General features: G+C 39.9%; 8 protein-coding genes and 3 pseudogenes. 2 read left to right on the top strand and 9 right to left on the bottom strand.

The window, feature by feature from the left end; genetic code table 11:
- Positions 1-76: pseudogene (locus tag FTU95_RS14290) on the top strand (IS6 family transposase); the annotation flags it as partial.
- Positions 77-370: 294 nt separating this feature from the next.
- Here the strand turns inward: FTU95_RS14290 and FTU95_RS14285 are convergent.
- From FTU95_RS14285 to cadR, 7 genes and pseudogenes are all read right to left on the bottom strand, one after another.
- Positions 371-550: pseudogene (locus FTU95_RS14285) on the bottom strand (hypothetical protein); the annotation flags it as partial.
- A 203-nt stretch (positions 551-753) separates the two neighbouring features.
- Positions 754-1,653 (bottom strand): cation diffusion facilitator family transporter, encoded by a 900-nt coding sequence (locus tag FTU95_RS14280; protein ID WP_004665978.1) that lies wholly within the window; start codon positions 1,651-1,653, stop codon positions 754-756.
- An 85-nt stretch (positions 1,654-1,738) separates the two neighbouring features.
- Positions 1,739-4,897, bottom strand: a complete 3,159-nt coding sequence (locus FTU95_RS14275) for an efflux RND transporter permease subunit (protein WP_180078843.1) — start codon at positions 4,895-4,897, stop codon at positions 1,739-1,741.
- Positions 4,887-6,149: an efflux RND transporter periplasmic adaptor subunit gene (locus tag FTU95_RS14270; protein ID WP_180078841.1), complete on the bottom strand. Its 1,263-nt coding sequence runs from the start codon at positions 6,147-6,149 to the stop codon at positions 4,887-4,889. Before FTU95_RS14270 ends, FTU95_RS14275 begins: the two co-directional genes overlap by 11 nt.
- A 1-nt stretch (position 6,150) precedes the next feature.
- Positions 6,151-7,518 carry a TolC family protein gene (locus tag FTU95_RS14265; RefSeq protein ID WP_180078839.1) on the bottom strand — a complete coding sequence of 456 codons (1,368 nt, stop codon included), beginning with the start codon at positions 7,516-7,518 and terminating at the stop codon, positions 6,151-6,153.
- 49 nt (positions 7,519-7,567) lie between these two features.
- Positions 7,568-7,978, bottom strand: coding sequence for a hypothetical protein (locus tag FTU95_RS14260; RefSeq protein WP_180078837.1), 411 nt, complete (start codon positions 7,976-7,978; stop codon positions 7,568-7,570).
- 142 nt (positions 7,979-8,120) lie between these two features.
- The gene (gene cadR / locus FTU95_RS14255; protein WP_004733193.1) at positions 8,121-8,513 is read right to left on the bottom strand and encodes a Cd(II)/Pb(II)-responsive transcriptional regulator; all 393 of its coding nucleotides are present in this window, start codon (positions 8,511-8,513) and stop codon (positions 8,121-8,123) included.
- Positions 8,514-8,603: 90 nt separating this feature from the next.
- Between cadR and FTU95_RS14250 the strand changes: the two genes are divergently transcribed.
- The gene (locus FTU95_RS14250; RefSeq protein WP_104500112.1) at positions 8,604-9,884 is read left to right on the top strand and encodes a cation transporter; all 1,281 of its coding nucleotides are present in this window, start codon (positions 8,604-8,606) and stop codon (positions 9,882-9,884) included.
- Between the two features lie 215 nt (positions 9,885-10,099).
- On the opposite strand, the gene FTU95_RS14245 is transcribed toward FTU95_RS14250, so the two are convergent.
- The gene (locus FTU95_RS14245) at positions 10,100-10,666 is read right to left on the bottom strand and encodes a recombinase family protein (RefSeq protein WP_104470814.1); all 567 of its coding nucleotides are present in this window, start codon (positions 10,664-10,666) and stop codon (positions 10,100-10,102) included.
- Positions 10,667-11,142: 476 nt separating this feature from the next.
- A pseudogene (locus FTU95_RS14240) lies at positions 11,143-11,218 on the bottom strand (IS6 family transposase); the annotation flags it as partial.

The following is an 11,218-nucleotide window of genomic DNA, read 5'->3' as shown; positions in this document are numbered from 1 at the left end:
AGGACAAGCTTCATTATTTTATAACGGTAATATTCTAGGAGAAGTTTGGCTAGTAAATAGAGTTTTCGGTCTCTAAGCTTTTTTGAAGGGAAAATCATCGACTCAGATCCCTATTTGCAACAGTGCCCACCCAAGTTGTCACTTAAATTTGAATGGATTGGGGAAAACTCAGCTTTTGAATGTTTATGCAACAAAGCCGGTTTTAGTTATAAACTTATTCATTCAGGAATTATATTGCTGAATGAATAAGTCTAATTGATTTATTTATGCAACCCAACTATTCATTTGATTCATTTGATTCATTTGATTCATTTGATTCATTTGATTCATTTGATTCATTTGATTCATTTGATTCATTTGATTCATTTGATTCATTTGATTCATTTGATTCATTATTTTTAACTTGTTTTTGTTTAGAATTTTCAACTTTAGAAGCTTTTAAATTCTTTTCAAGAAATAACAAGCCGCCATCTGCATAACTAAAACTTGCGATACTAAAGAATGCACTAATTAACAGTAATTTAGTACAAAATTTATTTTTGAATAGCATGTTTATTTACTCTCATTTAATACTTGTTAGATATTCTAACTTTAAAGAATTAACACCCAGAGGACTCATAAATTACATTCTTGTAATTTTAAAATGTCTCAGGATGGTGTTTAAAGTGCGTGTGATAAATAGAAGTGTAATACAGGAAAATGGTAAGGTTTATCAGCCTAGTCATCTGTCCATTATGTAGAAAGAGCAGCACTTTAATGTTTATGCTGTTCCAATGTATTACATTCCTTACTTTCTATTTGTAACGTAATTTCAGTAATACTATGATTATGTTTTAGAACGTCTAAGGCCTTTTGATAGAGCTGATCTGGATCGCTATTAGGAGCAACCAAATGAGCAGTTAAATGAATGTTTTTTGAAGATATAGCCCAGACTTTCAACTGATGAATCCCTTCAACACCCTCTAGCATCAATAAATCATTTCTTAACGACTCAATATCAATCTCATCAGGAACCCCTTCAAGCAAAATATGGATACTTTGTTTTAATAAAACCCAAGTTCGAGGTAAAACCCAGAAGCCAATTAACACAGCGATTACGGTATCTACCCACATCCACTGGGTAAAATAAATGACCACTCCTCCGATAATCACGCCTATCGATCCCAGTGCATCACTAAGGACTTCTAAATATGCGCCTTTCACATTTAGACTTTCTTGAGCACTCGCAGAAAGGATTTTCATTGAAATCAAATTTATGACCAAACCAATGACTGCGACAATCATCATTCCAACACTTTGAATTTCAGCAGGATGCGTAAAGCGTTGGTAAGCTTCATAGACAATATATATCGCCACCACAAAAAGCATCACTGCATTAAACAGAGCCGCTAAAATTTCGAATCGCTGATAGCCAAAAGTTCTTTTATCATCTGCGGCTTTTTTACCAATTTTGATAGCAGCAAGAGCAATAGCTAATGCGGCTACATCAGTAAACATGTGAGCGGCATCAGACAGTAATGCTAAACTTTGGGTAATAAAAGCAGCGACAACTTCTACTATTAAGAAAGTAGTCGTTAAACCCAAAGCAAACATTAATTTCTTACTATTTCCTTCAGTAACAACCGCATGGCTATGATCATGATGTTCTGACATAAAATTTTCCTTATTCAATCCATGATTAGCAGAGATACTTGAGACAGACCCAATATCTCTGCTAAAAATTGCTTAATCTAATGGATTAAGAAGCTTTCTTTTCATTCATCCACCGGTACAGTACAGGCAATAAAACCAATGTAAGCAGGGTAGAGGAGATAATTCCTCCAATGACTACAGTCGCTAAAGGTCTCTGTACCTCTGCCCCAGTACCGGTTGCCAAAGCCATCGGAACAAACCCAAGGGAAGCAACACAAGCGGTCATTAACACAGGTCTTAAACGCAATATTGCACCTTGCCACGTTGCATAATAAAGGTCATATTGCTGTCGCAGCTCTTTGATAAAGGTAAGCATCACTAAGCCATTCAGTACAGCCACCCCCGATAGTGCAATGAAGCCAACGCCTGCTGACATGGATAATGGAATGTCACGCAACCACAACGCGATTAAGCCTCCACTCAAGGCAAACGGTACACCACTAAAGACCAGTAAGCTTTCTTTGATGTTGTGAAATACAGCCATCAATAGAATAAAGATCGTCAACAATGCGAGCGGAACCACCAATTGCATACGCGCTTTTGCAGACATCAGATTTTGAAATTGACCGCCATAATCTATCCAATAACCGCTTGGTAATTCCTGTTTGGATAACGTGCTCTGAAGCTCTGTTACGAATGAGCCTAAATCACGTCCTTCTACATTTGCAGTAATAACCACTCGACGTTTACCATTTTCACGGCTGACCTGATTAATACCCAGGATATTTTCAACGCGTGCCACATCTTGCAGTTGGACTAAGCCACCATTCGGCAATTGAACAGGAAGTAGCGCTAACTGTTCAGGACTACGTTGGGAGTCATCTAGACGAATCACAAAATCAAAACGCTTGTCTCCCTGTAAAATGGTTCCAACATTTTGACCACCGACACTTGTCGCCACCAGATCCTGAATTGCTCTTACCGACAAGCCGTATTGTGCTGCTCTGGACTTATCAACTTCTACATTCAACAAGGGTAAGCCGCTGGTTTGCTCTACATTAACGGCTGTCGCGCCTGAAATTGATTTAATTTTCTGAGAAATCTTATTCGCTTCACGATTCAGAATTTCCATATCATCGCCAAATAACTTGACACCCACATCACTTCGCACCCCTGAAATCAACTCGTTAAAACGCAGTTCAATGGGTTGCGAGAACTCACTGTTATTTCCCGGCAATGTCGCTAAGAAAGTAATCATTCTTTGGCGAAGCTCATCAATCGTTTGTTTTGGATCAGGCCATTCATCATGAGGTTTTAACAGTACCACGCCATCTGAAATGTTGGGTGGCATGACATCTGTGGCCACTTCTGCTGTACCGGTACGGGCAAAGATTGCTTTAATTTCAGGAAATTCTTTCAACAGTAACTTTTCAGTATTTTCCTGCATTCTCAGTGACTGTTCTAACCCTGTACTTGGGGAACGCATTTGCTGAACAGCAAAATCACCTTCACCCAGTTGAGGTGCAAACTCGCTACCTGTTTGAGTAGCTAGCACACCCGTAAGCACTAAAATACAGGCAGCCACAATAGTCACAAATAAACGAAGCTCATAGGCTCTATCTAAAAGCAATTCATATTTGGTTTTAAGCCAATGCATCCAGCGACTTTCGGTTTCCTTGACTTCTCCAGTGACAAATAGGGCAACTGCGGCTGGCACAAAAGTGACAGATAAAATCATGGCCCCAATTAAAGCCAGTACAACCGTCATTGCCATAGGATGGAAAAGTTTGGCTTCTACACCCGTCAGGGTAAAGATAGGTAGATAAACTACCAAAATAATTAACTGTCCAAAGATGAGAGGACGACGCGCCTGTTTTGCAGCCAAGAAGACTTCTTTAAATCTTTCAGAACGGCTAAGTAAACCACCTTTCAGCTTCTGAGCTTCTGCTAGCCGACGGATACAGTTTTCTACAATAACCACTGCACCATCAATAATAATACCGAAGTCCAGTGCCCCTAAACTCATCAGATTTGCACTAATCTTCTGCTCTGCCATTCCCGTCAAGGTAAACAGCATTGACAGTGGAATAACGCAAGCCGTGATCAGCGCAGCACGGAAATTACCTAGAAAGAGAAATAAAATAACAATGACGAGGATTGCACCCTCAATCAAATTTTTCTGAACGGTTTTGATCGCCCGATCAACCAAATGCGTACGGTCATACACAGTCTCAATCACCACACCTTTAGGTAGCGATTGCTGGATCGATTGCACCTTTTCATCAATGGCTTGAGCAACGGTACGGCTATTTTCTCCCATCATCATCATGGCAATACCCAATACAGTTTCTTCACCATTATAGGTTGCAGCCCCTGTTCTTAAGTCATGACCAATTGAGACATTGGCGACATCTGCCACCCGAATAGGATAGCCGTTTTTATTGGTAATACTGATGTTCTGGATATCTTCAATCGTGTTTAAAGTGCCGGGAACACGAACCGTTAGCTGTTGTCCATTTTTCTCAATATAGCCAGCACCACGGTTTTCATTATTCTCTGTTAAGGCAGTTTGTAAATCAGACAAAGGAATTTGCAATTGTTGCAATCGGTTCAGATCAGGGGCAACCACATAGGTTTTATTAAAGCCACCGATACTGTTGATCTCCGCAACGCCTTTTACGCGCTGTAATTGCGGTCTTACAATCCAATCCTGAATTTCACGTAAATCCATCGCCGAATAAGGGGTTCCATCCGGCTTTTTAGCATTTGGTTCGGCTTTAATCACCCATTGATAGATTTCACCTAAACCTGTCGAAATAGGCGACATGGTCGGTTGCACATCTTCAGGCATTTCTCCCATTGCTTCTTGCAAGCGCTGGTTGATGAGCTGTCTGGCCCAGTAGATATCAGTACCATCTTCAAAAATGATGGTCACTTGCGATAAACCATAGCGTGAAATAGAGCGGGTTTGTTCCATATTCGGCATGCCTGACATGGCATTCTCGATAGGATAGGTAATCCGCTGTTCCATCTCCAAAGCAGTAAAGCCATTGGCAGAAGTGTTGATCTGTACTTGTGTATTGGTGATATCCGGTACAGCATCAATCGGTAACTTTTGATAACTATAAATACCAATAGCAATCCAGGCTGCAACAAACAGCATGACCCAGATTGCGTTATGAATAGAAAACTGGATCAGCCGATCAAACAGCCCTTCAGGTTTTACCGATTCGTGGTCTGGAATGTGAGGGCTTTTAGTGCCCATGTGAAGCCTCTCCTTTTTCCATTTCAGATTTCAGTAAGAAACTACCTTGAGCGGCATATTTTTGTCCCTGATTAAGCCCATTTACCACTTCAATCCACTGGCTCTCCCCAGATGACTGACCTAATTTCACCGGCTGCGGAGTGAATTCAACTTTTTGTCCATGCTGAGTGGCGACAAAAACCACATCTTTTCCATCGACATTCTGAACTGCGGACTTAAGTACCCGTAATGCGGTACTTTCACTGCGTTGTTGCAACTGTACGTTTACCATCAAGTTTGGACGTAATTCGGTTGCATTCGATTCAACTTTTGCTCGCACCTGAAGACGACCTGTTTGAATATCCGCTTCAGTATTTAAGGTTTGAATAACTGCCCTGTAGACCTTTTCAGTTTGCAAAGATTTAAATTCGATCTTTTGATTCGGGGCTAAGCCCACAATTTCAGAATTTGGAACAATAAATTCAAGCCAGAGCTGATCTAACCGGTCTATGGTAAAGAGTTGACTTGCTAACTGAACATTTTCTCCGAGCACCAAATCCTTTTTACTGATCACGCCGGAAATGGGGGCTTTCAAAATATAGCGCCCGTTACTGGTATTCACAGCACCAAACGCACTTAAACGTGATTGGGCCGATTGGACCTGAATTTGCGCCCGTTTATAGCTGTTGTAAGCACGTTGATAGTCCTGTTTTGCTGAAATACCCTGTGACCACAGCTGACGCTCACGCTCGAAGTCCTGTTTCGCCAGTTCAAGGTTGGTTTGTTCAATTTTTAGATTGGCCTGCTGATCGACTAAATCAGGAACAAGCAACGTGGCCAAAGACTGTCCTTTCTGAACTTTTTGGCCGAGTTCTACATAGACATTTTCGACATGACCACTAAAACTCGGAGAGACATGCGCTTGCTGGTCGGTATTCACGTTAAGTTTTGCTGGATAAGAACTTAATTTAACCACCGGACCTTGATCGACTGCTGATAACTGTATGCCTTGTTCAACCAGTTGCTTGGCCGTCAGGCTCACGCCTTCTGCATGCTCTTCGGTTTCACCGCCATGTTCCTCTTTGCCTTCTTCACTTCCATGTTCCTCTGCGCCTTCTTCCTCTGCATGTTCATCTGATGTTTCAGATTTATTCTTACCCGACAAGATCAAGAAAATACTGAGGAGTACGGTTGCGCCGATGACCAAACCAATCAGTAGAGGTTGAGAGATTTTTCCGCTCTGTTTTTTTAAGCTGTTTTTAAGATCGAACATGTTAATTTCCCCCACCAATGACAGGCATGGCCTGTATGTCTTGCCATAAGTTTTGATTGATTTGTGCAATAGCATCTTTCGACATGACTTCACTTGGGCTAATGCCTAAGCTCAAACTTTCTGCTTCAATGGCCTTTTGCCAGCCATCCCGTAACAACTGGACTTTACGCAGACGGATGTCTTGTAATTGAAGCGTGGCTTGCTGAACATCGGTTAAAGCAAACTTGCCTGCCAAGAAACCTTGTAGCGTCTTACTTTGAACTTGAGTCGCCAAAGGAATTTGAGTCTCGTCAACGACTTTGAATTGCAGCTCTAAACCCTGCAACTCGGTTAAAATTGTGCCTATTTGCAGCGCATTTTGCTTTAGATAAAACTCTTTCTGACGCTCTAATAAGTTCATTTTTTCTTGCGCGATTTTTATGCCATTTTGCTGACGATCGAAAATATTAAGCGGTACACTGACTCCGACTACTAATTGATTTTGTGTGGAGTTTTCCAAGGATTGGGTGCGGTTGACACCTAGGTTTAAAGTGGGATTAGGACGTGCCTTTGCCCTTAGTTGATCAACCGTTGCTTGAGACTCTAATACCAGTAAAGCTCGATATTTCTCAACGTAGTTTTCCGCTAAATATTCTTGAACCTGCTGATGAGTCGATTTTGGCCAGAGCTTTTGTGAAGAGAGGTTTACCTGCAATGACTTATCAGAGGTTCCCCATAAATTTGATAATTGTTGGGTGGCCACTTGGACTTGTAAGTCGGCCTGTCTAAAAAGACGGATATTTTCAGCATGACTTAAACGTGCGCGATTCACATCTACTTGCGCGATACCGCCCGCAGTAAAGCGCTTCTCGATCGCTTTAAGGTTTTCTTCGCTCACCCGAAGTTGTTCATTGACAATGTTTCTTTCAAGTTCGGCAATGGCCAGTTGTGACCATACATATTTCACTGCAAGCTCAATTTGCGCTTGATAAATCTTCTGCTTCAGTGCTGTTTTATCTGTAGAGAGACTGGCTAATTTTTGGTTTGCTTTTCGCTCACCAAAAATATCCAAGGGTTGTGATATGCCAATGGCAAGCTCTTTTTCATTATTTGAACCAAATCCCGTTTGTTCAACTGACAGTTCAGGATTTTTAAACAGCTTACTTTGCTGAAGATTCGTGGCATTAATGCTGTTTTGCGTTTCCCAGAAATTTTGGGACGCTTGATACTGGTTGACCTGATCAATGGCTTGTCGCAGCGTTAAATCTTGAGGACTGGCGACTACAGAAGTACTCAAGCTGATCATTGCGGATAGCAAGACACCTGTACGGAATGCTGACCAGGATAAATTCAGGATAGAAGTATCCTGATATAATTTGTTTTTTGACATGAAAATGCCCCACACATAATGAGATTAGGAGTGGTGGGCTTTTATAAGACTACCCCACCAATAGTAGGGGCAAATCAGGAGGGGGGGTTAATTGATTCAGATAAGGGGATTTATAAAAAGTTCTTCCCAAATAAGTTGGGGTAATGCCGGTCTCAAAATGAGTTTTAAGCTTCAAATCATCGGGTGGGTCAATCTGAATCACGATTGTATTTGAGAAATGACTGCACTTTTCGTTAAAACAAACCTTCTGACAATAGTCATAAATTTCTTTATAGTTTTCTAAGGAATAAAGTGCTTGACTAGGACTATCACTCTTTTCGTCTAAATCGATTGGATTAGAGAGTATTGAATTGGGTATGTTTGGCATTTCATGCAGACACGCAGCCTCTGCCACACTCCAAATATTCTGGAATGTGAATAAGAGTACCAATATCTGGATTAGAAATGTTTTTCTCTTCATACACAAATCTGTATTTAAAACACCAATAAGAAGCTGTCCAGATCTATCAAAGATCTGATCACAGAATTTGAGTAACCTTAAACTTTTTGCAGCCTTAAGTAAAGATATACAGAATTTTTGAAAAAAGCATAGGTCTAGATAATCAAGCTAGATTTTTTAGAACTCCACATTGGTCAATTGTACATAAGCCATCACAAGTACCTCTTAAATCAGATAATTGTTCAATAAGCTTTTGTTGCTTGATTATATTTTCTCTGATAGCACTGACATGTAAGTCAATTAATTCATTCACATCTGAACAATTTTTCTCAGGTTTGTCTTTATAGGTAAGTAATTGACGAATTTCATTCAAACTCATATTTAAAGTTCGGCAATTCAAAATAAACTTAATTCGCTCAACATAGCCTATATCGTAAAGGCGGTAATTTCCTTCCGTTCTTTCGGGTTCCGGAATTAAACCTTCCTTTTCATAAAACCTAATTGTTAATACTGAACATGAGGTTTTTTTAGAGAGTTCACCAATTTTTAAATGCATTGAGTTGGTATTTCCAAAAAATCTTGACTCTATAGTAACTATAGGGATTCTAATATTCAAAGTTTATAAATTTTTTTAATGGGTATAACTATGAGTGGTTGTGGATGTAGTAAAGAAACACCATGCGAAGATAAGAAATCTCAACAAGAAAATCATCCATCAATTGCAGAAGCAAGCAATTCAAAGAATTGTGATAATACGCCTAGCTGTTGTGGTGAAGAGGAAGAAGAAAAATCTTCATCTCCTTGCTGTAACACTTCAAACAGTTGTGAAGATACCGCTCAATCCTGTTGTGGTTCTGATCCCAAAGAAAATTTAAGCACTGAAAACGTTTTAAAAGATTCGCACTACATGAGTGAATACTTAGTTCCCAAAATGGATTGTTCTGCGGAAGAACAGATGGTTCGTATGGCGCTATCTTCAATTGATGGTGTTCAAAAACTCATCTTTGATTTACCTAACCGTTCTTTAAAGGTTCTACATAATCAAAAAGATGAAAATATAACCACCAAACTTGAAGGACTGGGTTTTGGGGCAAAGCTTGTGAAGACTGAAACTTATATAAGCAATCAACAGGCCAAGCAAACAAGTACCTACACCATTCCTAAAATGGATTGCTCTGCTGAAGAGCAAATGGTCCGTATGACTCTTGCAGATCTTGAAGCAGTTAAAGGTCTTACTTTTGATCTTCCCAATCGAAAACTGAAAGTCTTCCATAATGAAGGGATTCAGCAAATTACGGCCAAACTTGAAGGACTGGGTTTTGGGGCGAAACTTGATGAAACACAGCTTTCTTCAGGTGACCTACCCAATGAACCTGATCCTGTAAGACAAGCTAAAGTACTTAAACTGTTATTAGGCATTAATGCTCTACTGTTCTTTATAGAATTCATCAGCGGTATTATTGCTGCTTCTACAGGATTGATTGCTGATTCTCTAGATATGTTTGCCGATGCAGCCGTTTATGGTATTGCGCTATATGCCGTCGGGAAAGCTGCGAAATATCAAGTAAAAGCAGCTCATTTTGCAGGCTGGATTCAGTTATTACTCGCTGTCATCGTGATTGTTGACGTCATTAGACGATTCATGTTTGGAAGCGAGCCAGAATCAACGCTCATGATTGTTATTGGCCTGCTCGCACTTATAGCTAACGTGACATGCTTATATCTTATTTCTGGTCATCGAGAAGATGGCGCACATATGAAAGCCAGTTGGATTTTCTCAGCGAATGACGTTGTGGTAAATATGGGCGTCATATTTGCCGGTGTACTCGTGGCATGGACGGGATCAGCTTATCCAGACTTAATCATTGGTATACTGGTTTCTTTATTCGTACTTAATGGTGCTCGAAAGATTTTGGCTTTGAAGTAAGGTACAACAAGAGTTATACCGAGCGAACCAATACTAAAAACCCCAGCAGGATGCCGGGGTTTTTTCTTTTCTAAACATCTGGGGTGATTGATTAAATGGTCATCTAAAATCAGTATGATAGTTCAATCTCCCCCCTCGAATAGGCTTTTTCATAGATTTATCACATTCCCTCATTTTCATAAGCTAAACTAAATATAGTCGAAAATTCAATTGAGTTATTCCCCGGCTTTTAAATAGCGGTATACCGCTTGACGACTAATACCGAATGCCTGACCTAATGCCATTTTTGAAGGATATTTCCCTTCCTTCCATGCTTGTCGTAAAGCTTCAGCCTGCTCAGGTTTCAATTTATGTACCCGACCTTTGTACTTCCCTTGAGCTGATGCCAGTTTAATTCCTTCCTTTTGCCGCTCCAGAATAATCTCACGTTCGAACTGTGCAAAAGCACCCATCAGTTGCAGCATCAAATTATCCATCGGAGTGGATTGGGCCGTAAAAGTAATATTTTCTTTTACAAACTGGATGGAGATCCCTCGTTTGACCAGTTTATCTACTTCAGTCACCAAATCTTTTAAGCTTCGCGCAAAACGATCCATGGAATGTACTATCACCTGGTCTCCTTCCCGGACATAATTCAACATTTCTTGAAATTTCGGTCGGTCGGTATTTTTACCTGACGCACGATCAACAAAAATCCGGTCGACTTCAATTCCCTCAAGTTGACGTCCAGTGTTTTGCTCGACAGAACTGACCCGGACATACCCTACTTTTTGGCCTTTCACTTTTTCACGCCCCAATTGAAGAAAAATGAACAATTTCGTAAATTATAAATTTTTAATACCAAAGTTACATGTTATATATGATTAAAAATCATTTAAATGGTACATAATTTTACGAACTTTTAGGCTGTTACTTTAGGGTATACTCTAAAGATACATTCAAGCTTATAAAATACGATAAGTGACTTTTGCAAGATATCTTGTATTCGAATCAGTCATCTTAAAAGTGGGTTTGCCTTATGTCTAGAATTTTGGTGGCTATTCACTTTTTAGTTGGAAAAACTTTGATGTAATTGAATAATGTAAAGATTTACAAGTAAATATCTAATAAAATATGGTTAGCTTTTATCTTATGTATTCCGGCACTGTTGCAAATAGAAATTTGAGTCGATGATGTTCCCTTTAAAAAGTGCTTAGAGACCGAAAACGGCACTGTTGCAAATAGGGATCTGAGTCGATGATTTTCCCTTCAAAAAAGCTTAGAGACCGAAAACTCTATTTACTAGCCAAACTTCTCCTAGAATATTACCGTTATAAAATAATGAAGCTTGTCCT

Source organism: Acinetobacter sp. YH12208, assembly GCF_013418055.1.
Lineage (GTDB): Bacteria > Pseudomonadota > Gammaproteobacteria > Pseudomonadales > Moraxellaceae > Acinetobacter > Acinetobacter pseudolwoffii.
This window is presented reverse-complemented; position numbering and strand designations above follow the sequence as displayed.